This window comes from Devosia sp. Leaf64 (assembly GCF_001421945.1).
Lineage (GTDB): Bacteria > Pseudomonadota > Alphaproteobacteria > Rhizobiales > Devosiaceae > Devosia.
In genome coordinates this window covers 59,254-82,992 of sequence record NZ_LMLO01000007.1, presented here as the reverse complement: position 1 = coordinate 82,992, position 23,739 = coordinate 59,254, and the positions used below count along the sequence as shown (strand labels likewise).

The 23,739-nt window shown below is 61.2% G+C and carries 27 protein-coding genes; 16 read left to right on the top strand and 11 right to left on the bottom strand.

Annotated features, from left to right (window positions below; all coding sequences use genetic code 11):
• Positions 1-166: 166 nt before the first annotated feature.
• Complete coding sequence (secA, locus tag ASE94_RS05290; protein WP_062629505.1) at positions 167-2,869, bottom strand: preprotein translocase subunit SecA; 2,703 nt, start codon at positions 2,867-2,869, stop codon at positions 167-169.
• A 477-nt stretch (positions 2,870-3,346) separates the two neighbouring features.
• On the opposite strand from secA, the gene ASE94_RS05285 reads away from it, so the two are divergent.
• A complete protein-coding gene (locus tag ASE94_RS05285) occupies positions 3,347-4,291 on the top strand; it encodes a peptidylprolyl isomerase (protein ID WP_244483977.1) in 945 nt (314 codons plus the stop codon).
• Positions 4,292-4,355: 64 nt separating this feature from the next.
• Here ASE94_RS05285 and ASE94_RS05280 read toward each other — a convergent pair whose 3' ends face one another.
• Positions 4,356-4,973, bottom strand: coding sequence for a TetR/AcrR family transcriptional regulator (locus ASE94_RS05280; protein WP_062629504.1), 618 nt, complete (start codon positions 4,971-4,973; stop codon positions 4,356-4,358).
• Between the two features lie 97 nt (positions 4,974-5,070).
• On the opposite strand from ASE94_RS05280, the gene ASE94_RS05275 reads away from it, so the two are divergent.
• The 4 genes from ASE94_RS05275 to mutT all read left to right on the top strand — a co-directional run bounded on the left by ASE94_RS05275 (position 5,071) and on the right by mutT (position 8,065).
• Complete coding sequence (locus ASE94_RS05275; RefSeq protein WP_156351881.1) at positions 5,071-5,301, top strand: hypothetical protein; 231 nt, start codon at positions 5,071-5,073, stop codon at positions 5,299-5,301.
• 243 nt (positions 5,302-5,544) lie between these two features.
• Positions 5,545-6,780: a bifunctional glutamate N-acetyltransferase/amino-acid acetyltransferase ArgJ gene (gene argJ / locus ASE94_RS05270; protein WP_062629502.1), complete on the top strand. Its 1,236-nt coding sequence runs from the start codon at positions 5,545-5,547 to the stop codon at positions 6,778-6,780.
• 113 nt (positions 6,781-6,893) lie between these two features.
• A complete protein-coding gene (locus ASE94_RS05265; protein WP_062629501.1) occupies positions 6,894-7,658 on the top strand; it encodes a GNAT family N-acetyltransferase in 765 nt (254 codons plus the stop codon).
• Positions 7,655-8,065, top strand: a complete 411-nt coding sequence (gene mutT / locus ASE94_RS05260; RefSeq protein WP_062629500.1) for an 8-oxo-dGTP diphosphatase MutT — start codon at positions 7,655-7,657, stop codon at positions 8,063-8,065. Before ASE94_RS05265 ends, mutT begins: the two co-directional genes overlap by 4 nt.
• Before the next feature lie 151 nt (positions 8,066-8,216).
• Here mutT and ASE94_RS05255 read toward each other — a convergent pair whose 3' ends face one another.
• Together ASE94_RS05255 and ASE94_RS05250 are read right to left on the bottom strand one after the other, a co-directional pair.
• Positions 8,217-9,695, bottom strand: a complete 1,479-nt coding sequence (locus tag ASE94_RS05255; RefSeq protein WP_062629499.1) for a M48 family metalloprotease — start codon at positions 9,693-9,695, stop codon at positions 8,217-8,219.
• Positions 9,692-10,486 carry a thermonuclease family protein gene (locus ASE94_RS05250; protein WP_244483976.1) on the bottom strand — a complete coding sequence of 265 codons (795 nt, stop codon included), beginning with the start codon at positions 10,484-10,486 and terminating at the stop codon, positions 9,692-9,694. The genes ASE94_RS05255 and ASE94_RS05250 overlap by 4 nt, the downstream gene beginning before the upstream one ends.
• Before the next feature lie 145 nt (positions 10,487-10,631).
• On the opposite strand from ASE94_RS05250, the gene ASE94_RS05245 reads away from it, so the two are divergent.
• Positions 10,632-11,459, top strand: a complete 828-nt coding sequence (locus tag ASE94_RS05245) for a DUF72 domain-containing protein (RefSeq protein WP_062629498.1) — start codon at positions 10,632-10,634, stop codon at positions 11,457-11,459.
• A 78-nt stretch (positions 11,460-11,537) separates the two neighbouring features.
• Positions 11,538-12,041 carry a disulfide bond formation protein B gene (locus ASE94_RS05240; RefSeq protein ID WP_062629497.1) on the top strand — a complete coding sequence of 168 codons (504 nt, stop codon included), beginning with the start codon at positions 11,538-11,540 and terminating at the stop codon, positions 12,039-12,041.
• Here the strand turns inward: ASE94_RS05240 and ASE94_RS05235 are convergent.
• From ASE94_RS05235 to ASE94_RS05215, 5 genes are all read right to left on the bottom strand, one after another.
• Entirely contained in the window at positions 12,038-12,337 is a 300-nt protein-coding gene (locus ASE94_RS05235; protein WP_062629496.1) for a type II toxin-antitoxin system RelE/ParE family toxin, read from the bottom strand. The genes ASE94_RS05240 and ASE94_RS05235 overlap by 4 nt on opposite strands.
• A complete protein-coding gene (locus ASE94_RS05230) occupies positions 12,334-12,594 on the bottom strand; it encodes a type II toxin-antitoxin system ParD family antitoxin (protein WP_062629558.1) in 261 nt (86 codons plus the stop codon). The genes ASE94_RS05235 and ASE94_RS05230 overlap by 4 nt, the downstream gene beginning before the upstream one ends.
• Before the next feature lie 78 nt (positions 12,595-12,672).
• On the bottom strand, positions 12,673-13,230 hold the full coding sequence (locus tag ASE94_RS05225; protein ID WP_062629495.1) for an HNH endonuclease: 558 nt from the start codon (positions 13,228-13,230) through the stop codon (positions 12,673-12,675).
• A gap of 89 nt (positions 13,231-13,319) precedes the next feature.
• Positions 13,320-13,973: an alpha/beta hydrolase gene (locus tag ASE94_RS05220; protein WP_062629494.1), complete on the bottom strand. Its 654-nt coding sequence runs from the start codon at positions 13,971-13,973 to the stop codon at positions 13,320-13,322.
• The gene (locus tag ASE94_RS05215; protein WP_062629493.1) at positions 13,970-14,647 is read right to left on the bottom strand and encodes a DNA-3-methyladenine glycosylase; all 678 of its coding nucleotides are present in this window, start codon (positions 14,645-14,647) and stop codon (positions 13,970-13,972) included. Before ASE94_RS05215 ends, ASE94_RS05220 begins: the two co-directional genes overlap by 4 nt.
• Here ASE94_RS05215 and gluQRS point away from each other — a divergent pair.
• Positions 14,646-15,491, top strand: a complete 846-nt coding sequence (gene gluQRS / locus ASE94_RS05210; protein WP_062629492.1) for a tRNA glutamyl-Q(34) synthetase GluQRS — start codon at positions 14,646-14,648, stop codon at positions 15,489-15,491. The two genes, ASE94_RS05215 and gluQRS, sit on opposite strands and share 2 nt — an antisense overlap.
• An 80-nt stretch (positions 15,492-15,571) precedes the next feature.
• Here gluQRS and ASE94_RS05205 read toward each other — a convergent pair whose 3' ends face one another.
• Positions 15,572-16,519 carry an NAD-dependent epimerase/dehydratase family protein gene (locus ASE94_RS05205; RefSeq protein WP_062629491.1) on the bottom strand — a complete coding sequence of 316 codons (948 nt, stop codon included), beginning with the start codon at positions 16,517-16,519 and terminating at the stop codon, positions 15,572-15,574.
• A gap of 92 nt (positions 16,520-16,611) precedes the next feature.
• On the opposite strand from ASE94_RS05205, the gene ASE94_RS05200 reads away from it, so the two are divergent.
• The 5 genes from ASE94_RS05200 (at position 16,612) to ASE94_RS05180 (ending at position 19,188) form a co-directional block, all read left to right on the top strand.
• Complete coding sequence (locus tag ASE94_RS05200; protein WP_062629490.1) at positions 16,612-17,502, top strand: LysR family transcriptional regulator; 891 nt, start codon at positions 16,612-16,614, stop codon at positions 17,500-17,502.
• Between the two features lie 20 nt (positions 17,503-17,522).
• A complete protein-coding gene (locus ASE94_RS05195) occupies positions 17,523-17,723 on the top strand; it encodes a twin transmembrane helix small protein (protein WP_061908188.1) in 201 nt (66 codons plus the stop codon).
• A gap of 282 nt (positions 17,724-18,005) precedes the next feature.
• Positions 18,006-18,587, top strand: coding sequence for a rhomboid family intramembrane serine protease (locus ASE94_RS05190; protein WP_200913595.1), 582 nt, complete (start codon positions 18,006-18,008; stop codon positions 18,585-18,587).
• Between the two features lie 206 nt (positions 18,588-18,793).
• Complete coding sequence (locus tag ASE94_RS05185; protein WP_046143266.1) at positions 18,794-18,976, top strand: putative motility protein; 183 nt, start codon at positions 18,794-18,796, stop codon at positions 18,974-18,976.
• Positions 18,977-18,981: 5 nt separating this feature from the next.
• Positions 18,982-19,188: a hypothetical protein gene (locus ASE94_RS05180; RefSeq protein ID WP_061908190.1), complete on the top strand. Its 207-nt coding sequence runs from the start codon at positions 18,982-18,984 to the stop codon at positions 19,186-19,188.
• A gap of 113 nt (positions 19,189-19,301) precedes the next feature.
• Here the strand turns inward: ASE94_RS05180 and ASE94_RS05175 are convergent, their stop codons facing one another.
• Positions 19,302-19,961, bottom strand: a complete 660-nt coding sequence (locus ASE94_RS05175) for a TlpA disulfide reductase family protein (RefSeq protein WP_062629488.1) — start codon at positions 19,959-19,961, stop codon at positions 19,302-19,304.
• Between the two features lie 23 nt (positions 19,962-19,984).
• On the opposite strand from ASE94_RS05175, the gene argH reads away from it, so the two are divergent.
• The 3 genes from argH to lysA all read left to right on the top strand — a co-directional run bounded on the left by argH (position 19,985) and on the right by lysA (position 23,642).
• A complete protein-coding gene (gene argH / locus ASE94_RS05170) occupies positions 19,985-21,433 on the top strand; it encodes an argininosuccinate lyase (protein ID WP_082460933.1) in 1,449 nt (482 codons plus the stop codon).
• Positions 21,434-21,575: 142 nt separating this feature from the next.
• The gene (locus ASE94_RS05165; RefSeq protein ID WP_162236047.1) at positions 21,576-22,301 is read left to right on the top strand and encodes a gamma-glutamylcyclotransferase; all 726 of its coding nucleotides are present in this window, start codon (positions 21,576-21,578) and stop codon (positions 22,299-22,301) included.
• Positions 22,302-22,382: 81 nt separating this feature from the next.
• The gene (gene lysA / locus ASE94_RS05160; RefSeq protein ID WP_062629486.1) at positions 22,383-23,642 is read left to right on the top strand and encodes a diaminopimelate decarboxylase; all 1,260 of its coding nucleotides are present in this window, start codon (positions 22,383-22,385) and stop codon (positions 23,640-23,642) included.
• The last annotated feature ends 97 nt before the right edge of the window (positions 23,643-23,739 follow it).

Below are 23,739 nucleotides of genomic sequence, written 5' to 3'. Positions count from 1 at the left end.
CCGGCGCAGGCCGGGGCCCATCTCCTGCATGACGTGAGCCAAGATTGGTACTTGGGCCAAATCATCAGGATGGGCCCCGGCCTGCGCCGGGGTGACAGCCATTACGAAAAACAAAAAAGGGCCCCGAAAATCTCCGGAGCCCCAAACTTCAAAAACCCAAAAAACCTCAGACAAACGCGCCGTGGCAGTGCTTGACCTTTTTGCCCGAACCACAAGGGCAAGGCGCATTGCGCGAGAGGCCGACGAGCAGTTTCGGATCGAGCGGCGGCAGTGCGCCGACGTCGGAATCATCGCCCACCGCATCATTCTCCCCGGTCGTCGGGTCGATATGGGTCTCTTCGAGCTTGGTCAGATCAAGCATCGGCGGCGGCTCGGGCTGACGCATCTGGATTTGGATATGGCTCATCTGCTGCGTGACCTGCTCGCGCAGGCCCGAAAGCAGGCCTTGGAAGAGCTCATAAGCTTCCTGCTTATATTCGGTCAGCGGATCGCGCTGGGCGATACCGCGCCAGCCAACGACCTTGGAGAGGTGGTCAAGGAGCACGAGGTGCTCGCGCCACAGGCCATCGATCGACTGCAGCAGGACGGATTTCTCCACCTGGCGCATCACCTCGCCATAGGCCTCGTTCTTGGCCGCGATAACGGCATCGGCAGCGTCGCGAATGCGGGTCTCGACGGTTTCCGCCTCGATGCCCTCTTCCTTGGCCCATTCGCTGATCGGCGCATCGACGTTGAGATAGGTCTTGGCGTCAGCCTGTAGCTCCTCGGCATTCCACTGCTCGGGATAAGCGCGCGGCGGAATGGACTTGGCGACGATATTGTCGACCACGTCATGGCGCATTTCGGTGACGGTTTCGCTGACGTCCTCGGCATCCATGAATTCGAGACGCTGTTCGAAGATCACCTTGCGCTGATCGTTCATCACGTCATCATATTTGAGGATGTTCTTGCGGATATCGAAGTTGCGGCTTTCGACCTTGCCCTGCGCACGCTCGATGGCCTTGGTCACCCATGGGTGGGTAATGCTCTCGCCCTGTTCGAGCCCAAGCTTGCCCAGCATGGAATCCATAGAATCCACCGGGAAAATGCGCATCAAGTCATCCTGAAGCGACAGATAGAACTTCGAATGGCCTGGATCGCCCTGACGGCCTGAACGGCCACGGAGCTGATTGTCGATACGGCGGCTTTCATGCCGCTCGGTGCCGATCACCATCAGGCCACCAGCCGCAAGCGACTTGGCCTTCTCTTCGGCGATCGTTGCCTTGATCTCTGCGATCTTGGCTTCGCGTGCTTCGCCTTCAAGCTCGCCGGCCTCGCGCTCGATGCGCATTTCAAGATTGCCGCCGAGCTGAATGTCGGTACCGCGGCCCGCCATATTCGTCGCGATGGTGATCGCACCGGGAAGGCCCGCATCGGCGACGATGAAAGCTTCCTGCTCGTGGTGACGCGCATTGAGCACGTTCATCTGCCCCACATTCTTCTTGCGAAGAATGTCAGCCAGCATTTCCGACTTTTCGATCGAGGTCGTGCCGACGAGCACCGGCTGGCCGCGCTCCTGGCATTCCTTGATCAGGTCGGCAATGGCATCGAACTTTTCTGCCGCCGTGCGATAGATCGCATCGTCTTCGTCGATACGCTGCACCGACAGATTGGTCGGGATGGTGACGACACCGAGATTGTAGATGTCGGCGAATTCTTCCGCTTCCGTCGAGGCCGTACCGGTCATGCCGGCGAGCTTTTCATAGAGGCGGAAATAATTCTGGAAGGTGATCGAGGCGAGCGTCTGGTTTTCCGACTGGATCTTGACGCCTTCCTTGGCTTCCAGCGCCTGGTGGAGGCCCTCGGAATAGCGGCGACCCGGCATCATGCGGCCGGAGAATTCGTCGATGATCACCACCTCGCCGCCTTCTGGCGTGTCGCGGGTGATATAGTCCTTATCCCTACGGAACAGCTTGTGTGCGCGCAGCGCCGAATTGGCGTGATGCACGAGCGCGACGTTCTCGACGTCATACATGGACTCGCTCTTGAGGAGGCCAGCTTCAGCCAGCGCCGCTTCGAGCTTTTCGACGCCCTGATCGGTAAAGGTCGCAGCGCGATGCTTTTCATCGAGCTCGAAATCGCCTTCACCGATGATCGGCATCAGCGCATTGATCTTGATGTAAAGCTCGGACCGATCTTCGGAGGGACCCGAAATGATCAGCGGCGTACGCGCTTCGTCGACGAGAATGGAGTCGACTTCGTCGACGATGGCAAACGCGTGCCCACGCTGCACCATCTGGTTACGCGCATATTTCATGTTGTCGCGCAGATAGTCGAAGCCGAATTCGTTATTGGTGCCGTAGGTGATGTCGGCGGCGTAGCTTTCGCGACGCTGCTGGTCGGTCAGGCCATGGACGATGATGCCATATGAGAGCCCGAGGAAACTGTAGATCTGACCCATCCAGCTCGCGTCGCGGCGGGCGAGATAGTCGTTGACCGTCACGACGTGAACGCCCTTTCCGGTCAGGGCATTGAGATAAACCGCAAGCGTCGCGACGAGTGTCTTGCCTTCGCCGGTGCGCATTTCAGCAATGGCGCGGTCGTTGAGCACCATGCCGCCGATGAGCTGCACGTCGAAGTGGCGCATGCCGAGCACGCGCTTGGAGGCTTCTCGGACGGTGGCAAAAGCTGGCACGACCAGGTCTTCGAGGTCAGCCCCCTGAGCCAGTTGCGCCTTGAATTCTTCGGTGCGGGCGCGCAGTTCATCGTCGCTCAATTTGGCCAGTTCGGGCTCGAGCGCGTTGATCGCAGCCACCTTGCCCTGATAGCGCTTGACCTGCCGATCCGACGGCGATCCGAAAATCCGCCGGGCGAGCGAAGCGAGAGCCATGGGTGTTCATCCTTCAATTTTTGTGGCGTGGCGAAAGGGGCGGGCAGCTTGCGCCGGAGCGCTTTCAGAAAAAGTGAATCCCACTCTTCCATTTTGAAAACGTTCGGAACAAAGACCTGGTTCATTCGGGCGAATGAACCAAGGGCGCCATCGGCCCATCTCGCCTCGTCACAACTCTGGGAGGCCCTTTTGGCTCCCCGTGTGGATTGATCCGTGGAAAGCAGTGGCAAACGGCCCCTGCTCCACGCTTTGAAAAAGCGGCTGAGATGTAAGAGTGGGGTCCTGTCTTGTCAATGTTGGCGAAATGGGCCACACCTTTCTCGCCCGGCACCGCTGGCGCCTCGGCACCAGCCCAAACCGACCGGAAAGCGGCACAATTTGGCCCCCTTGTTATGTGAGGCAAGGCGCGCTTTGGGCCCCGCTGCCCCGATTGATCATGCCCGGCCCGCTGGCCGGCCCAGGAGATCCAGGACGTTCATGATGAAGTTTTCCTCGCGCCTGATGCGCACCCTTTGCCTTGCCGCTCTCATTGGCGCTGCGCCGACGCTGGGCGCCTTCGCTCAGGATGCTGCCGCACCGGCCGCTCCCACCGCTGAGGCACCTGCCGCAGTCGCGCCGGAAACCGTCGTCGCCAAGGTCGGCGATGACGAGATCACCGAAGCCGATCTCAACTTTGCCGCCGAAGACCTGGCCCAGGACATCGCGCAGATGCCGGCATCCGAACGCCGGGCATTTCTCCTTCGCGTCCTCATCGACATGAAGGTCATGGCTGGTGCCGCCAAGACTGCCGGCATGGACCAGACCCCGCTGTTTGCCCAGCGCCTTGAATATCTCAAGGACCGGGCGCTCCGCCGCGCCTATTTCGCCGATGCCATCGCTGCCGGCGTCACCGAAGAACAGGTTCGCGGCGAATACGACAAATACGTCGCCCAGTTCCAGCCGCAGGAAGAAATCCACGCGGCCCACATCCTGGTCGAGACCAAGGAAGAAGCTGACGCCATCGAGGCCGAGCTCAAGGGCGGCGCTGATTTCGCCACCATCGCCAAGGAAAAGTCGATCGATCCAGGTTCAGGCGCCAATGGCGGCGACCTCGGCTTCTTTTCCAAGGGCATGATGGTCCCTGAATTTGAAACCGCCGCCTTTGCCCTCGCCAATCCCGGCGACATCTCGGCGCCGGTGCAGTCCCAGTTCGGCTTCCACATTATCAAGCTCGAAGAAAAGCGCGAAAGCCAGCCGCCGGCCTTCGAACAGGTTGCGCCGCAGCTCCAGCAGCAGGTCCTGATGCGCGTTTTCAATGAAAAGGTCGCCGAGCTGATGAACGGCGTCACCGTCGATGTCACCGACCCGGAACTCAAGGCCGCCATGGACGCCCAGGACGCCGCTGCCGCCGCGCCCGCCGAAGGCGAAGCCGCTCAGCAGTAGTTTTTGAGTTTTTGCAATTTTGGCCACTCGGTTTCGACCGGTGGCCTTTTTGTTTGGGCAATTGTCAGGCTGGGTTATAGCCCGCGCAGCCCATGAGCATGCCGTCGACGACGCCCTCGATCGAGCCCATCGCCTCTTCGAGCCGGTTGATCAGCAATTGGTGCCAGGCAAAGGAGATGATCATGTCGATGATCAATTCGCCATTGACCTCCGGCGCCAACTCACCGCGCGCCTTGGCTCGCTCGATGATCACCGCCGTCGTTTTCTTGCGCTCTGTCTGATAGGCAAAGAGTGCGGCAGCCGCATCGGCATCGTTCTGCGCCTCGGCAATGATGGCGCGATAGACCGTGCCGCAAAGGCTATCCTTCCAGAAGCCGAGCAGGTGATTTTCAAGGAGCGATATCAGGTCGCCGCGCACCGACCCCGTATCGGGAAAGCCTCGCGCATTCTTGAACCGCTGATAGACATCGAGCATCAGCAGCGTGCGATTGGGCCACCAGCGATAGATCGTGGGCTTGCCCGCCCGCGCGCGCCGCGCCACGGCCTCGATGGAAAAGCCAGCAATCCCCTCTTCGTTGAGGATTTCCTGCGCCGCATCGAGGATCGCTTCCTGGCTCGCCGGATTACGCCGCGCACCGATCGATCGCCTGGTGTTTTCGTCTGATTCAGCCGTGCTGGTCATGGCCCCTATATGGGCCGAAATAATCGCAAAGAAAAGGCTTGAACGAAACGGCTCGTTTCGTTATTTAACGGAACGTACCGTTTCGATAGAGGTTCCTATGTCCTTTTCCGCCCGTGCTCGCATGGCCTTCCTCATGACCTTTGCGGTCTATCCCGTGGTCGTCGTCTACGCGACCATCGTCGCCGCCCTCACCCCCGGCTGGGAATTCTGGCAGCGCAGCATGATCCTCGTGCCCTTCATGGCAACGACCATCGTTTTCTTCATCGTCCCCTTCATCACCACCCGTTTCGGCGCCTTCATCGCCGGCAAGAAGAGAGTAGCGGCGTAAGTCAGCAAAGCTTCCCCCTCACCGACTCGGCTGCGCCGAGCCACCTCCCCCCGAGAGGGAGAGGAAAAGAGGGGGCCACTTTTTATTCTTCTCCCCCTCGGGGAGAAGGTGCCCGCAGGGCGGATGAGGGGGATCTATCAATAGGCCACCAAAGCGCCCTCATCCCTGAAACCCACCAAGCCTTGCACCCATCACACTAATCGGGCAAACCGGGACGGTCATTTTACCGCTCAAGGTTCTGCCATGGCTGCCCATCCGGTTTCCCCGCTTGCCCCGAAATCCTATCCGGACCTGCCGGCAATCGATGGCGTGCGCTTCGCCACCGCCGAAGCCGGCATCAAGTACAAGAACCGCACCGACGTCCTGCTGATGACCTTCGACGAAGGCACCACGGCTGCCGGTGTTCTGACCCGCTCGAAATGTTCCTCGGCCGCCGTCGACTGGTGCCGCGCCAACCTGCCTGGTGGCAAGGCGCGTGGCCTCGTCGTCAATTCGGGCAATGCCAATGCCTTTACCGGCGCTAAGGGCAAGGAAAGCGTTCAGCTCACGGCCGACTATGCCGCCAAGGCGCTCGGCTGCTCGACTGACGAGATTTTCCTGGCCTCGACCGGCGTCATCGGCGAGCCCCTCCCCGCCGCCAAGTTTGCCGGCGTGCTCGATGAAGCCGCGACGCGCCTTACCCAGACCCCCTGGATCGAGCCGGCCAAGGCGATCATGACCACCGACACGTTCCCCAAACTCTCGGGCGCCGTGCTCGATATCGATGGGGTCGAGGTCAAGATCAACGGCATCGCCAAGGGCTCGGGCATGATCGCGCCGGATATGGCCACCATGCTCTCCTTTGTCGTCACCGACATGCCGATAGCAGCCCCGGTGCTGCAGGCGCTGCTCTCGAAGCACGTCCAGAAAAGCTTCAATTCCATCACCGTCGACAGCGACACCTCTACCTCGGACACGCTCCTCGCTTTTGCCACCGGCAAGGCCAAGCTCGATCCGATCACGAGCATTGACGATCAGCGCGCCGAAATCTTTGGCGAAGCGCTTTTCGATGTTCTCTTTGAACTCGCCATTCTCACCGTCCGCGATGGCGAAGGCGCCACCAAGCAGGTCGCCGTCAATGTCGAAGGCGCCACCGACGACGCCTCCGCCTTCCGCATCGCCAAGTCCATTGCCGATAGCCCGCTGGTCAAAACCGCTATTGCCGGCGAAGACGCCAACTGGGGCCGCGTCGTCATGGCCGTGGGCAAGGCCGGCGAACCCGCCGATCGCGACCGCCTCGCCATTCGCTTCGGCGACCTGCTCGTCGCTGAAAACGGCGAACGCGCCGCCGTCTATGACGAAGCCGCCACCTCCGCCTATATGAAAGGCGAAGAGCTTGAAGTCACCGTCTCCCTCGGCCTCGGCACCGGCTCGGCCACCGTCTATACCTGTGACCTCACCCACGGTTACATCACCATCAACGGCGATTATCGGAGCTAGGGCAAAGGCTTCTCCCACAACGTCATTCCCGCGAAAGCGGGAATCCCTCACTACGAGCCCGCACCGGAGATCCCCGCTTTCGCGGGGATGACACCGAGTAAAGCGACAGGACCATGCCAGAACAAGCCGCCCCCCTCCCCTCCGTCGAAACCTTCGAACGCGCCGGCCTAGAAGCCTGGCCCGGCATCGAGGTGAAGTGGGACGGCAATTGGGTGCGCCGCGCCGCCGGCGGCTACACCAAGCGGGCCAATTCCGTGCAGTGCTTTGACCCCAATGACGACGCCGATGTCGAAGATCGCATCATCGGCGCGAGTTCCTGGCTGGTCGTCCGTGGCGTCAAACCGGTCTTCCGGATCACCCCACTCTCCGCCCCCGCACTTAATGAAGCGCTCGATGACGCCGGCTGGGACACGATCGATCATTCCTATCTCTATGCGATGCCTATTGCCGATCACGAGCAGGACAGCGAGGCAAAACTCTTCTCCGTGCTCGATCCGGCATTCATCGCGGTCCAGCAAAAACTTCAGAATTATTCCGAACCGGTCCTTGCGGGCATGAAAGCCCTTCTTGGCGTCATGGCCGTCCCCGCGACCGGCATCGTCGTTTATCGGGATAGCGAGCCCGTCGCCTCCGGTCTAATGGCCATTTCCAACGACATTGTCATCACAGGCAATGTCATCACCGACCCCACCCGCCGCCGCCAGGGTCTTGCTGCCGCTATGATGCAGACGGGCCTCAACTGGGCCAAATCCAAGGGCGCGGAAACCGCCGCCCTCAATGTCCAGGCCGACAATCCCGGCGCCCAGGCGCTCTACCAAAAGCTCGGTTTCACCCATCAATACGATTACACCTATCGCATCCCGGGAGCGGTCAAGTGAGTGAAGCCAAGCCCATCCTGCTGGTCGTTGCCTGCGCTCTCGTCGACGCCGACCGCCGCGTCCTCATCGCCCAGCGCCCTGAAGGCAAGCATATGGCAGGCATGTGGGAATTTCCCGGTGGCAAGGTCGAACAAGGCGAAACGCCCGAGGCAGCACTCATCCGCGAACTGCGCGAGGAATTGGCCGTCGAGACCAAGGAAGCCTGTCTGGCGCCCCTCTCTTTCGCCAGCCATTCCTATGAGCACATGCATCTCCTGATGCCGCTCTATGTCTGTCGCCGCTGGCAGGGCACGCCGCAGACCAATGAGCACAAAGCGCTCAAATGGGTCCGCCCGCAGGCGCTACGCGATTACCCCATGCCGCCCGCCGACGAACCGCTCATCGCGGCTCTCTGTGATTTGCTCTAATAGGGCCTAGGGTGTGTGGGGATTCAGGTCAGGGTTAGGAGAAAACGGCGGTTTTCAAGACCCGGAGCGGAGCGTACGTTTGGGTACGTGAGCACCGGAAGCGCAGAAAACTGGTGTTTGCAGCCAACCATCACCTGAATACCCACACACCCTAGTTCGGCCCCACGACCTTATAGCGCTCGCCAACCTTGACCGGATCGCCCGGATAAAGATTGTTGAGGATGTAGAAGAGGTCGCGGCCACCGGGAACGCCGGACATCTGCGCGGCCAACTTGTCTGCCGTATCGCCGGCCTTGGCTGTCAACACGCGCATCGAAAGCTTGCGGATCTGGTTGAGATCGCCGGCTTCGGCACGACGGAAGCTCTTGATCGTCGCATCGGCCCCAGCGGCAAAACGCTGGCTATCGGCCTTGGCGGCAAAAATGAACCGATAGACCGCGCCATCGAGCCGCATCACGGCGACGCGGAAGAACCACTGCTCTGTCTGCGCCAGACCCGAAGCCATCTCGATGCCGTTATAGGTGTGCGAGGTGACCGTCTCGGACTTGAGCCCGGCGATCCAGCCGGACTTCAGATAATCCGTCAGCGGCATGTTAGGCTGCACATCGGCGCTGTCGAAGCGCACCGCTTCGCCATCGCCAGCAACCCCAACCACCGCGCTCTGCGCCGTCTGCAGCGTATAGCCCTGCGGAACCGTGAAGGTAAATTTTGAACCCGACTGGATGAAGCGGTTGCCGACGATCGAGCCCTGCGATGGGCTGTCGCCAAAGGCGAGCCCCGAGATCGCGGCCATATAGCCTGCGCGATCCGTCTCACCGACAGGCGCCGTCCCAAACATCTGCTGGGCCGTTTCCATGGCCTTCTGAATACGCTGCGGCGTCGACGGGTGCGACGAGAGGAACCCGTTGTCGCCCGCATTCTCGCCGGCCGAGAATGTCGCAAACCGGCTCATTACGCCAAGGAAGCGCGCCGCGGCCTGCGGATCAAAGCCCGCCTTGCCGGCAAACTTGATGCCTTCGCGATCCGCTTCAAGTTCCTGCTGCTGACCAAAGGCCGCTAGCGATTCTCGCGTCCGGTTCGCCGTCGCATCCGTCGATGTGTCGCCACCAAAAATCCCGGTGATGACGCGATCGACGATCTGCGTCGTCCGTGTCTTGTCCGTGCGCGCGCGCGCATGGCGCAGCGTCACGTGCGCAATTTCATGCGCCAGAACCGCTGCCAGCTCGCTCGTATCCGAGGCCAGCGCCAGAATGCCGCGCGTCACATAGATATATCCGCCCGGCAGAGCGAAGGCATTAACCTCGGACGTGTCGAGAATCGTTACCTGGAATTGCGCATTGGGCTGGTTGGCCGCCGCCAAAAGGCGTCCGACGATCCGCGCCACCATAATCTCGGCTTCGCGGTCCGAATAGACCCCGCCATAGGCGGCGATGATCCGAGGATGCTCGCGGCGTCCTATGACGACATCATCGGGCTCCGTGCCTTCCGGCACGACCATGGGTGCGGGATTGTCGCCGGTCTTGGTGACGGCAACAGACTTCCCGGTCAGCGACGAGCACGACGCGACAGCCAGGACGGACAAAGCTAGGGCGCCGAGGCGCAGTGACTTGGATAGAGAAAGCGCCGTCATCGCGTCGCCAAAACCTCGATCTGCTCGGGATGGGTGATTTCGATGCGTGGACCATCCCGATCGTCCACCCATCCTCTAATGCGAACCAGCGCCCCCTCAAGCACCGTCGGATCCATGCCATCCGCCTCGAAAAGGCGCATGGCCGGAGCCTCGATCACAGCGGTGAAGTCTTCTTTCCAGAAGCGGCCAAAATTGAGGTAGACACGAGAGCCAGACCGGTCGGCGAGGAAAACCCTGCCTTCCACCAGCTCATAATGTCCAACCCGATTCAGCAACTCGTCCGGTCGGTCCGCCGCCCGCACGCTGTAATAGGGATTGCTCCAAATGCCAAGCCGCTCCGTGCGCGCCCGCGCCTCGGCGGCAAAAAGCTGATCGAGACAGGCGCGATTGTCGGGGAACGAATAGACCCGCGCCAAGCCCTGTTCGACCATGAAAAGCTGCGCCCAGATTTCCCCATATGCCGTCTCGACGAAGAGATGCGCCAGCGCGCGGTCATAGCGGTCGATGCGTTCGCCACCAAAACCGAGCCGAGCGGGCTTGTTGAGCGAAAGATCGGACAGCACCTTTTGCGCTTCGGGCGCCAGCGGCCAGGTCTCAAAACCTTCCCGGCCGAGCGGTAGTTTTGGCGCCTGCGTCCCGATCAGCCGCACCTTGCGCCCATCGTTCAGAACCACCGTGTCGCCATCGGTCACTTCGACGATCGTCCCGCCGGGCATCATGTCGAGGCTCTCGCAGGCCAATGCGGAATTGGCCAGCAAGGCGAAGGCGGCAGTCGACAAAAGCTTGTTCACGCGCAATCCGGCCCCCGAAAGACTTCGTTCACCATAAGGACCAATAAGGCAAAAAAGCATTACCAGATCCTGACCATCCCCGATCACAAGCCGAGATTGCCAATCACATCGCTCTCAGCCAAGCTCGGGGCAAAGGGGAGTGCACATGAGCAAAACGGGAACGATCCGCACAGGTGCGGCAGGCTGGGTCTTTGCGCCCTGGCGCGGCACCTTCTTTCCCGAAGGGCTCGTGCAGAAAAAAGAACTCAACTATGCCAGCCGGCATCTGACCAGCATCGAGATCAACGCCACCTTTCGCGGCAACCAGAAGCCCGAAAGCTTTGCGAAATGGGCCGCCGAGACGCCTGAAGGGTTTCAGTTCTCGGTCAAAGGCCCGCAGCTTGTCACCCATATCAAGCGGCTCAAGAACGTGACCGAAGCCCTCGCCGGTTTCTTCGCCTCCGGCCCGCTTGCGCTTGGAGATCGCCTCGGGCCCTTTGTCTGGCAGTTGCCGCCCAATCTCAGCTACGATCCGACGAGCTTTTCAGCGTTCCTCGCTGCTCTGCCCCGCGAAATCGACAGTTATCTCGCTTTGGCCAGCAAAGCGGACGGCGCAAAGGCACCGCCCTATCTCGAGGCCAATGGCCTCACTAATTTCCGGCACGCCGTGGAAATGCGCCATCCGAGCTTTTATACGGCAGATGTCGATGCGCTGCTGCGCGAACACAACGTCGCCCGCGTCATCGCCGATACGATCGACAACCCCAACCGTGACCTGACCGCCGATTTCGCCTATTGCCGCCTGCAAGGCCCAGCCCGGCCGGACGCCAGTGGTTACGAGGACGCGGACATCAACGATCTCGCCACAACCATCACCGGCTGGCGCGATGCGGGCGTGGACACCTATGCCTATTTCGTTCACGAGGACAAACTGCATGCGCCGGCAAATGCCATGGCGCTTGCGGCCAAGCTTGGTATTCCACCGAAGAGCTGATCACGTCCCCGTGCTCCGCTGGTTTTTGCCGTAAAGCGGAGATATCGCACCCACTCCAAGCGTCACTTGAGAATTTTCATGGCAACTCTGGCCTCCCGCCCCCTCGACAAGCTCGCCACCGGCGCAGCATTCTTTCTCGGCTTCGCGACCATTCTGGGCGCCCTTGGCAGCCAATATATCGGGGGCCTGCAGCCCTGCGAGCTCTGCCTCGAACAGCGCCTCGCCTACTATTGGGGCCTGCCGCTTCTCGCGCTCATTTTCATCCTCTGGAACCGCCTGCCGCTGCCTGTCTGGTATACCGCCATGGCCATCGCCACCGCGATCTTCGCCTGGGGCACCTATATGGGCGCCTACCATGCAGGCGTCGAATGGCGTTTCTGGCCCGGCCCCACGGCCTGCACTGGCGTCGGCGGCCCCATGAGCTTTGATCAGCTCAACAACATGACGCCCGTCATCGGCTGCGACGTCGTCCAGTTCCGCTTCCTCGGCATTTCCCTCGCCGGCTACAACGCCCTGATCTCTCTGGCGATGGTGGTGCTCCTAATCGCCGCGATGCTGTTTCAAGCGCGGAGGAAGGGCTAAAGGCCGTCCAAAGCGTCATCAAGATCCTGCCAGGCCGAAAGCACGCGGATAACCTCGACGCCCGAATTCAGGATGCGGTAGACGATCAGATATTGTCCAATCGGTCGTCGCCGCAAGGCCTTGTGTTCATAGCGATCTAACATTGCAAATCGCTCGGGGTGGTCCGCTAGCCCTTCACAAGCTTCGACCAGTTCCTGGACGAAACTGGCCGCACGGCTGGGGCTGTCGACCACAATAAATCGCGCTATATCAGCAAGGTCCTCGACGGCGGCCGGGGTGAGCTGAACAACGATCAAGAAGCTTTCTTGGCCAGGTCGGCAACGAGTTGCCGAAGCTCGGCAAAAACTTCTTCTGCAGGTATAAGCAATCCAGCGTCAGCTTGCGCTAGCCCTACAGCGATCTTCTCGTCCAGTTCCCGCAATCGCGCCTCGCGCTCTTGCACCAGCCGCACACCTTCGCGCAGAACTTCGCTCTTGGAATTATACCGCCCGTTTTCGACAAGATCGTTCACGACCTTTTCGAGCGTCGCACCCAGATCCGCACTGATCGCCATGTCGAGATCTCCTTCAAACTCCATCCAATAATAGTTATTGGATGGGCTTGCAGCAAGTCCGCATGACCATCGATGCCCTCAGGGCTCGAGCTCGATGTCCCAATAGAGATAATCGAGCCAGCTCTTGTGCAAATGGTTCGGCGGGAACGCGCGACCGTTATTATGAAGATCATGCACCGTTGGCGCGAACGGCGCCTGATGCGGGAACATCTTGATCTCGCTCGGTAAACGGTTTGCCTTCTTGAGATTGCATGGCGCACAGGCCGCCACCACATTTTCCCACGTCGTCAGCCCGCCCTTTGAGCGCGGAATGACGTGATCGAAGGTCAGGTCATCGCGTGAGCCGCAATATTGGCACTGGAAGCGATCGCGCAGGAAAACGTTGAAGCGGGTAAAGGCCGGATGCCGCGCCGGCTTCACATAATCCTTGAGCGACACGACGCTTGGCAGCCGCATTTCGAAGCTGGGCGAGTGGATGACCGTGTCATAGAGCGAGACGATATTGACCCGCTCGAGGAACACCGCCTTGATCGCGTCCTGCCACGACCATAGCGAGAGCGGGTAATAGCTGAGCGGCCGAAAATCGGCGTTCAACACGAGAGCGGGACAGGCCTCAGGCGACACATGGATGGTCACGAGAGTCTCCCGAAGCGGGAATCTGTAAAGTCCATAGCCCCTTTATAGTAAGCCCTTTGTGTCAGGGCTGTGAAGCGGGGATGAAGGACTTATTTCGCGGCAATTTTCGCAATGAAATCGCTGGCAAAGCTGAGTCCGTCAGGCGAAATTCCGTGCCCCACGCCGCGGCTGACGTGATAGCTCACATCAAAACCGGCCTCGGTCAGCACGGCATTGGCATCGCTTGAAAGATTGGGATCGACCACCTGATCCATATCCCCATGGACAAGGCAGATCGGCGGCTTGGCCAAAATGTCGTTGCCGAGGTCATCGGGCGGCAGATAGGCGCCGGAAAAACCGATGACCCCCATCAGCCGCGCCTTGAGCGCCGTTCCGGTATGAAGCGCCATCATGGCACCCTGGCTGAAGCCAGCGAGAATTGTGCGCTCGGGCGCAATGCCAGTCTGGGCCCAGAGATCGCGCAGGAATTCTTCGATCACCGGCCGCGCTTCCAGAATGCCCCGCTGCCGCCCCGCGACGCGATCACCCGTCCAGTCGATCGAAAACCATTGAAACCCGCTCATGCCCGTTGGCGTCGGCGCATTGGGCGCAACGAACAGCGCGCCCGGCAGCAGGCTCTGCCAGTGCGGCGCGAGGCCGATGAGGTCGTTGCCATCGCTACCATAGCCATGCAGCAGCACCACTGCGCTGTCCGGCGCCTGCCCATTCTTCGGCGCCATCATCGGACCCGAAAGCTTGGTCATAGAAGAATTCCTTCCCGGTCCCGCATCATCGCGAAATAGCGCCAGAACAAGAGAGCCGCCGCCGAGCGATGCGGCGACCAGCTCTCGGCAAGCCCGATCATTTCCTTGATCGTCGGTCGCGCGTCAAGGTCAAGCCCGTGATGCGCGGCCTTGAGGAGCGCCAGGTCTCCGGCGGGAAAAATGTCGGGATGCGCCGCGCAAAAGAGCAGATAGACCTCAGCTGTCCATGGCCCGATACCCTTGAGCGCCACCAGCGCCTTGATCGCTTCCTCTGCCGGCAGCGCATCCACCTCGGCAAAGTTGAGCTCGCCCCCCATCACTGCCTCGGCAATCGTCCGCACCGCAACATATTTTCCACGCGAAAACCCGGCGCCCCGCACAGTCTCCTCGTCGAGCATCAAGTAACTCTCGGGCTCCAGCGCTCCGGGCAAAAGGGAAAACCGCCCCCAGATCGCCGCCGCGCTTTGCACCGAAAGCTGCTGCCCGCAAATCACCTTGGCCATGCCGGCAAAACCCTTGGGATTGACCCGCGGCAAGACCGCGCCGACCCGCTCACGCATGGGAATGAGCTGAGGCACCAAAGCCATCAGGCTATCGAGATGGGCCGCAACGCCCTCCGGCGTGTCGATCCGCGGTGACGCGCCCAGCGCGAAAGTGCTAACTGCAATAACCATGTCAAAACCACTTCTTCGCTTCGCCCCAAGCCCGAACGGACGCCTCCATCTCGGCCACGCCCTGTCCGCACTCGTCACCTGGACGGCCGCCAAAACCTGGGGCGGCACTGCGCTTTTGCGCATCGAAGACATCGACATCAACCGCTGTAAACCCGAATTTACCGAAGCGATTGTCGAAGACCTTCATTGGCTTGGCCTCTCCTGGCCCGAACCGGTCATGATCCAGTCCGAGCGCTTCGAAGTTTACGCGGAGGCTGCGAACCGATTGCGCCAGCGTGATCTGATTTATCCCTGCTTCTGCACCCGCGCCGAAATCGCCGCCCATGCCGACGCCACCGATCCCGATGGCGCGCCGATCTATCCCGGCACCTGCAAACATCTCTCCAATGCCGAGCGCATCGAGCGCTTCGAGCGTGGCGACCCCGTCCAGTTCCGCCTCCATACCGATCTCGCGATCGAGGAAGCCGGCATGCTGACCTATACTGTTATCGGCCCGACGCTGACCGACCGCCCCCAGATCCGCTACGCCCGTCCCCAGCGCTGGGGCGACGTCGTGCTTCAGCGCAAGGACATCGGCACCAGCTATCACCTCAGCGTGGTCGTCGACGACGCCGCCCAGGGCATCACCCACATCACCCGCGGCCGTGACATGGAAGCGGCCACCGATATTCACGTCCTCCTCCAGATGCTGCTGGGCTATGCGACGCCCATCTATTACTTCCACCGCCTCCTCCTCGACGACGATGGCCAAAAGCTCTCCAAATCCAAAAACAGCCAAACCCTCGCCGATCTGCGCAGCGAGGGTTGGACCGCCGACGATGTGAAGCGGGCCGTCGGCTTTTAAAAAAGTCGCGAAGCGACACCTCTCCCTCTGGGGTAGAGGTCGACGGCAAAGCCGGCGGTTGAGGGGGCCTTCTTCCTAACTCAAGCCGCCTTCTTCGCCTCCACAAACTCCTCCACTGTCGCCGCCACGGCCACCTCGAACGGCGTCAAGAACCCCCCGCCCAATATCGATTCGAGCCGCGGATCGACCAGCTCCATCTCATGGGTCCAGAGATAGCGCATGCGGTACAAATCCCGCATCACGGGATTGATCAGCCCCATCATCGCCAATCCCCACCATGGGAAAGCCCCAACCTTCACCTTTTGCGGCAGTGCGGCTTCTATCGCCGCCATCACTTGACGATGCGGGACCCAATGGCCGGCAAAATGGAAATTCTCGAACGCCTGCAAACTCTCGCGCTTTTCGGCCAGCACCGCAAAGGCCCGCGCCAGATCGGGCAGATAGGCCCAGCTATGGCGCATATCGAGATCGCCCATGTGATAGATCCGGCCCTTGCCCAGATCCATGAGCATGCCGTCGCCGAACCATTCGCCGCGATTGCCCGGCCCATAAAAGTCGCCACCGCGCAAAATGATCGTCTGAAACTTGCCCGCCGCAGCAGCCTCCCGCAGCATGGTTTCGAGTTTGATGCGGATTTCCCCGCGCGGCGCCTCGGCACTCTGCCGCGTCGCTGGCGAAACGACCCGGTCCCCGGCGCGATAGTTGTAAATCGTGCCCGGAAACAGCAGCGTCTTGCCGCTCGTCCCCAGCGCATCGATCACCACTTGCAACTGCTTTTCCGAGCGGCCATTGCCCCATTGGTCATAGGGCAGGTGGAGCGCATGGACGACGACATCAGCTTCCGCGATCGCGGCCCGCACCACCCCGACATCATCCGCATCACCCGCGACAAACGTCGTGCCGCTGACCGGACGCCGATTTGTCCGCCCCAGTCCCGTAACCTCCCACCCCGCATCGCGAAACGCGATCATCGCCGCATTCCCGATATGGCCATTGCTACCGAGGACCGTCACCTTACCCTTGTTCATTCTTCAGCTCCATTGTGCGATTGCTGAAGCTCACTCTGCGCGCTACAGATATTTATAGCGATTGCGCAAAATTCGAGATTTGATATTCACCCATGAATAGAGAGCCCGACTGGTCCCTGTGGCGCAGCTTTGCCGCCGTCATCGAAAACGGCTCCCTCTCCGGCGCTGCCCGCGCGCTCAAATCCAGCCAGCCCACAGTCGGCCGCCATGTTGAACTGCTCGAAGACCAACTCGGCGTTCAGCTCTTCGAGCGGAGCCTCTCCGGCCTAAAGCCCAATGAAACAGCCCTAAAACTTTACGGCCCCATTGCCCGCGCCAAGGGCGAACTGGCCGAAGCCACCATGATGGCCGAAGGCGCCCAGGACGATACCGGCGGCACCGTCCGCATTACCGCCAGCACCATGATTTCCAATTATGTGCTGCCCGAAATTCTCTACACCATTCGCATGCTGCATCCGCGCATCGCGCTCGAAATCGTCCCCACCGACGCTGCCGGCAATATCCTCATGCGCGAGGCCGATATCGCGGTCCGCATGTTCCGCCCCACCCAGCTCGAACTGGTCACCAAACACCTCGGCGATATTCCCGTCGTTCCTATCGCCCATCACCGCTATCTCGCGCGCCGTGGCCGGCCCACGAAAGCCGAAGAGCTCTGGAAACACGATCTCCTCGGCTTTGATCGGTCAGACGCGATCATCCTGCACGCCCAAAAACTCGGTTTTCCGCTGACCCGCGACAATTTCATCATCCGCTCCGACGACCAGCCTCATCTCTGGGAGGCGATCCGTGCGGGGCTCGGCATCGGGTTCGGCCAAGCCAATCTGGCGCGGCAAACGCCGGGGCTCGAAATCCTGCCCATCGATCTGGCGATCCCGCCCCTCCCCATATGGCTGACGACGCATCGGGAACTGTTCACCTCCCATCGCATTCGTGCCATCTATGATGCCTTGGCGGAGCGCCTTTCCGCCTATATGCAGGGCTGAACGCCACAAGTCAGGTCTTCATGGACACTCTTCTCAATATCGGCATCGCGCTGGCCCTCCTTTTCGTCGTCATCGTTCTCGGCATGGGCCTGTGGAACATGACCAAGGGCGGCTCGTCCAACACCAGTCAGCGCCTGATGCGCCTCCGCGTGATGGGCCAGGCCGTTGCCATCATTCTCCTCATGGGCGCCCTCTTCTTCTTCGGCGGCCGCGGCGGCTGAGATCTCGCCCAACCAGACTACCTTGCCCTCGTCACCACCGGGCTTGTCCCATGGCCGAGCAAACTGGATTGCCCGGACAAGCCGGGCAATGACGTCGAACTGATCAAAAAGCTTTCTCAAGTCGGCCAGCGTGCAGGTCTCACTGTGCTGTCCTAGGCGCCGCGTCGAAGGAGAAAAACCCTGTTCCTCCCCCTCCATGACGTCAACCCGCACCGCCATGTCAGCTTCCCCACCGTCACCTATGGCCTCATCGGCCTAAACGTCCTGATCTTTCTCATTCAGATGCTGATGCCGCCCTCGGCGATCGATGAGGCCGCCATTCGCTTCGGCATGATCCCGATCGTCGTCCGCGATCTCTACCCCGCTCCGCTCCCCTGGCTCCCCGATTGGGCGACACTCCTTACCTATGCCTTCCTTCATGCCGATTGGCTGCACCTCCTGACCAATATGCTGTTCCTCTGGGTCTTCGGGGACAATATCGAGGATGCGCTCGGACACGTTCGCTTCCTCGTGTTTTACCTCGCCTGCGCTGTCCTCGCCGCGTTGGCGCATCTCCTTTTCAACTGGACCGGCAATGGCCCGCTGATCGGCGCGTCCGGCGCTGTCGCCGGCGTCATGGGCGCCTATATCCTCCTCTTCCCCCATGCGCGCGTTTTCGTCCTCGCGCGCATCGTCATTCCCATTCCGCTGCCCGTCCCCGCCTTCTGGATGCTCGGCTTCTGGGTCGCCACCCAGCTTTTCTATGTCCTTATAGGATCGACCGAACCCGTCGCCTGGTGGGCTCATATCGGCGGCTTCCTGGCCGGCATCGCCCTCGCCCCACTGATGCGCCGCAAAAGTGTTCCGCTTTTCGGCGGGCGATAAACGACCCTCACTCACAAGCGCCACACCTCCCCCTTGATGGGCTCTGACCCGTCCCGTTGGGGAATTCGCTCCAGCGGAGCGAATTCAGGCGAGGAGGCCGGGAGGGGTGTAAGGAGCCACGAAGCCTGAGTTCCGCAGACACTTTCTTTACCCAAAACCCTTAACCTAACCCGCGTCTCGTAAGTATCGCGTCAGGACAATCAGCCATGGATACCGACCTCGCCTCCAGCCTCATGGCGGCTCGTAGCGCCCAGACGCATCAGTCGGTCCAGATCGCGATCGTCAAGAAGCAGCACGATATGCAGACCCAGCTTCTCGACATGCTGCTGCAACCGGCCCAGGCCGTGCTCCCGCCCGGTCAAGGCACGCAGATCGACAAATCGGCGTAACGCCGATGGCCAGCGCCATCGCTACCAATCCAAATGCCATGGTCACCCGCCTCGCCCTCCGCGATGGCGCCAGCACCAATTCGCTCCTCGCCCAAGTCGCCAAATCCCGCGGCGAGATGCTCGCTGCCCAAGCCGAAGAAGCCCGCTCGGAAACCCCGAGCAAAGCCCTGCTCACGCCCACCAATGGCGCGGAAGTCGATCTTTTGGTTTAGGCACGAGTGCACTAAGGCACGTTCCAGAACTCGGTCGTCACCCCGGCCTTGAGCCGGGGCCCATCCTGAAATCTGGAGATGGATCCCGGATCAAATCCGGAAGCCGTGGGCTGTTACCCCCTCAGCCCGATCAACGCGTCGATAACCGCCTTGCCATCGCGGCTGTTCCACTCCGCCGGCCCCTGCAACACCGCGATCTCACACCCTTCGGGATCGAGCAGCAACGTCGCCGGCAGGCCCACCGCCACCGCCTCGCGCTTCAGTCGATCGAAGGCGGCAAACGTATTGTCGGCATAAAGCGGCAGGTTCTGGAATATTCCCTCGGCCAAAAACTCTTCGGCCTTGCCGAGGCCGCCCTCTCCGATATCGAGATTGATCGGCACGACCTGGAACTTGTCCGAATTATACTCGCCGGCAATCGCGTCGAGCGCCGGCATTTCTTCCCGGCACGGCACGCACCAGCTCGCCCAGAAATTGACGAGTAGCGACTTGCCCGAAAAGTCGGCCAGCGTCATCGCCTTGCCGCTCTCGTCCTTGAACGCCATGTCGGCATAACCCCGGCCTTCCCCTGTGCCCATGAGCGCGGCAAGTTCCCCTGTGGCCGCCGCATCGACCACCTGCGCCTGCGCGATCTTGGCGGGGCATGAGTTGGCCTGGGCAGTGTTGCCGAGATAAATCCACGCCGCTATAGCTAGCGCCAAACCTGCGACCCCCACCCCCAGAAGCGCCGGCACTGTTCGGCGGGCTGGTTTGGGCTGGCTGGTTTCCGACATGGGTAACTCCCGAAAGGCATAAGATGAGCAACAAGATGTGGGGCGGCCGTTTCGCTTCCGGCCCCGACGCCATCATGGAAGAAATCAACGCTTCGATCGGTTTCGACCAGCGCCTTTTCCGCCAGGATATTGCCGGATCCAAAGCCCATGCCACAATGCTCGCTGCCACTGGCATACTGACGCAGGCCGATCGCGATGCGATCCTTGCGGGTCTAGACGAGGTGCTCGCCGAAATCGAGAACGGCTCGTTCAAATTCTCGCGGGCGCTCGAAGATATTCATATGAATGTCGAATCGCGCCTGCGCGAAAAGATCGGCGATGCCGCCGGCCGCCTCCACACAGCCCGCAGCCGCAACGATCAGGTCGCCACCGATTTCAAGCTCTATGTCCGCGACACCATCGATCACCTGGTCGCCCAGATCCACACGCTGCAATTGACCCTCGTCAAGCGCGCCGAGGAAGAAGCCGAAACCATCCTCCCCGGCTTCACGCATCTCCAGAACGCCCAGCCCGTCACCTTCGGCCATCATCTCCTCGCCTATGTGGAAATGCTCGGACGCGATGCCGGTCGCTTGACCGATGCGCGCCGCCGGCTCAACGAAAACCCGCTTGGGTCCGCCGCCCTCGCCGGCACGCCCTATCCCATCGATCGCGACATGACGGCAACGGCCCTCGGCTTTGACCGCCCGACCGCCAATTCGCTCGACGCCGTTGCCGACCGCGATTTCATCCTCGAAACCCTAGCCGCCGCCGCCATCTGCGCCATGCACCTTTCCCGCTTTGCCGAGGAAATGGTCATCTGGTCCTCGGCGCAGTTCGGCTTCATCCGGCTCTCGGACAAGTTTACCACCGGCTCGTCCATCATGCCGCAAAAGCGCAATCCGGACGCCGCCGAACTCGTGCGCGCCAAGATCGGCCGCATCATGGGCTCGCTCAATTCGCTTCTCGTCGTCATGAAGGGCCTGCCGCTCGCCTATTCCAAGGACATGCAGGAAGATAAGGAAGTCGCCTTCGACGCCCTCGACGCGCTCTCCCTCTCGCTCGCCGCCATGACCGGCATGGTCGCCGACATGGCGCCAAACCGCGAAAAGATGCACGCCTCGGCCTCCGCCGGCTTCTCGACCGCCACCGACATAGCCGATTGGCTCGTCCGCGAACTGAACATCCCCTTCCGCGACGCCCACCACATCACCGGCCAGATCGTCGCCCTCGCCGAAAAGAAAAACTGCGGCCTCGAAGGCCTCACCATCGAGGACTTCAAGACCATCGATGAGCGTATCGACAGCCGCATCCATAAGGTGCTGACCGTAGAAGCCTCCGTCGCCGCGCGAAAATCCTATGGCGGCACTGCCCCCATCAACGTCATGGCTCAGGCCGCCCGCTGGAAATCGACCCTGACCGGCGAAGACCACCAACCCCAGCCGCTCACCAAAAAGAAGCATGGCGGCCATGGCGATGGCGGTGTTGAATAACTTCGATCCGGCCCGCAGGGCAAAATCGCTCCGGTGGAGCGATTTTAGGTGAGAAGGCCATGAGAGCTATGCTCGAATGGCACGAACGGCGAGCGAACTCGATTCGCTCTTCCTTTCTGTCATAACGAACGCGGAGCGCGGAGTGGCAAGAAACAAGCGACAGATGCGCCTCAGCCCGCGCCACGTCGCCTATCTCCAGCCCGAAATCGTCAGCGAAGACCTGCCCCCACCGCCCGAGGGCATGCACCAAGCCTCCGAAGCCGACCACCGCGCCACCATCGCCAAATTCTTCGGCGACGCCGACCCATCGGACGAAACCTGGATCTTCGCCTATGGCTCGCTGATCTGGAAACCCGCCTGCGATTATGTCGAAATCCGCACCGGCCTTCTTCACGGCTGGCACCGCGCTTTCTGCCTCGGCTGGAACAACCGCTTTCGCGGCAGTGAGGAAAACCCCGGACTGATGCTGGCACTCGATCGCGGCGGCGCCTGCAAGGGCGCGCTCTACCGCCTCCCGCCCGGCCGCCGCGACGAATGCCTGATCAAACTTTTCGAGCGCGAAATGAGCTGGCTACCAAGCGCCTTTCCGCCGCGCATGGTCACCGTCCGCTCCGGCGAGCGCAAGATCAACGCCTTGACCTTCTGCATCGACCGAAACTCAGGTCGCTACATATCGGGCCTCTCCGAAGCCGAGATCGCCGATGTTCTCGCCAAGGCCGTCGGCAGTCGCGGCTCAATGGCCGACTATCTCTTTGCCACCGTAGAACACCTCGAACAGATGGGCCTCCACGACCCCCACCTCTGGCGCCTCCAAAACCTCGTCGCCGAGCGCATCGAAGCCGTTTATGAGACGGATCGAGAAGTCTGACTTTTGTTTTTTGGGCCTTTGGCTTAGGGGAAGCGCAGAGTTCAGCACCCACGCGGCGAGCGCGGCACCAAAGGGCGAAAAATGGTCCACCACTTCAACCACCGCGACGGCACGCTTTATGCCGAGGACGTCAATCTCAACGACCTGGCTGAAAAGGTCGGCACGCCGTTCTACGTCTATTCCGCCGCGACCCTCCGCCGCCACGTTCGCGTCGTGCGCGAAGCCTTTGAAGGCATCCCGACGCTGATGGCCTACGCGATGAAGGCCAATTCCAATCAGGCCGTCCTCACCCTGATGGCCCATGAAGGCTGCGGCGCCGACGTCGTCTCCGGCGGCGAACTCCAGCGCGCCCTCGCGGCCGGCATTCCCGCCAAAAAGATCGTCTTCTCTGGCGTTGCCAAAACCGTCGCGGAAATGCGCCAGGGCCTAACCGCCGGCATCAAGTGTTTCAACGTCGAGAGCGAACCCGAACTCGAACGCCTCTCGATGATCGCTGGGGATATGGGCCTCACCGCCCGCGTCTCGGTCCGCATCAACCCCGATGTCGATGCGCGTACCCATGCCAAAATCTCGACCGGCAAGAGCGAAAACAAGTTCGGCATTCCGTTCAAGCGCGCCCGCGAAGTCTACCAGCGCATCGCCGAACTGCCCAACATCGTGGCCGTCGGCGTCGACATGCATATCGGCAGCCAGATCACCGATCTCGAACCTTTTGGGAACGCCTTCGGCCTCATGGCCGAGCTGGTAAAGGCCTTGCGCGAAGATGGCCACGATATCCATCATGTCGACGTCGGTGGCGGCCTCGGCATTCCCTATCACCACGATCAGCAAGCCCCGCCGCATCCGGAAGCTTATGCCGCCGTCGTCCGCGACAAGATCGGCCAATTGGGCTGCACCCTCGTTATCGAACCTGGCCGCCTCCTTGTCGGCAATGCCGGAATCTTGGTGACAAAAGTCGAATATGTGAAGGAAGGCGCGTCCAACTTCATCATCGTCGACGCCGCCATGAACGACCTGATCCGCCCAACGCTTTACGAAGCCCATCATGACGTCGAACTGGTCAACCAGTCCAACCTGCCGCCCATCACCGGCGACATCGTCGGCCCCGTCTGCGAAACCGGCGATTATCTCGCCAAGGGCCGCACCATCCCCGGTGTCAAGGAAGGCGATCTGCTCTCCATCATGAGCGCCGGCGCCTATGGGGCCGTCATGGCCTCCACCTACAATTCCCGCCCCCTGATCCCCGAAGTTCTTGTGGACGGCCCCCGCTGGCACGTCATCCGCCCGCGCAAGAGCATCGAAGAATTGTTGGCGCTCGATAGCGTGCCAGATTGGGTGTGAGCTAAGGCCCCCTCACCCCAACCGAATTCGCGATTGCAAATTCGGTGAGCCCTTTGGGCCGACCTCTCCCCCGAAGGGAGAGGTGTCGCTCCGCGAC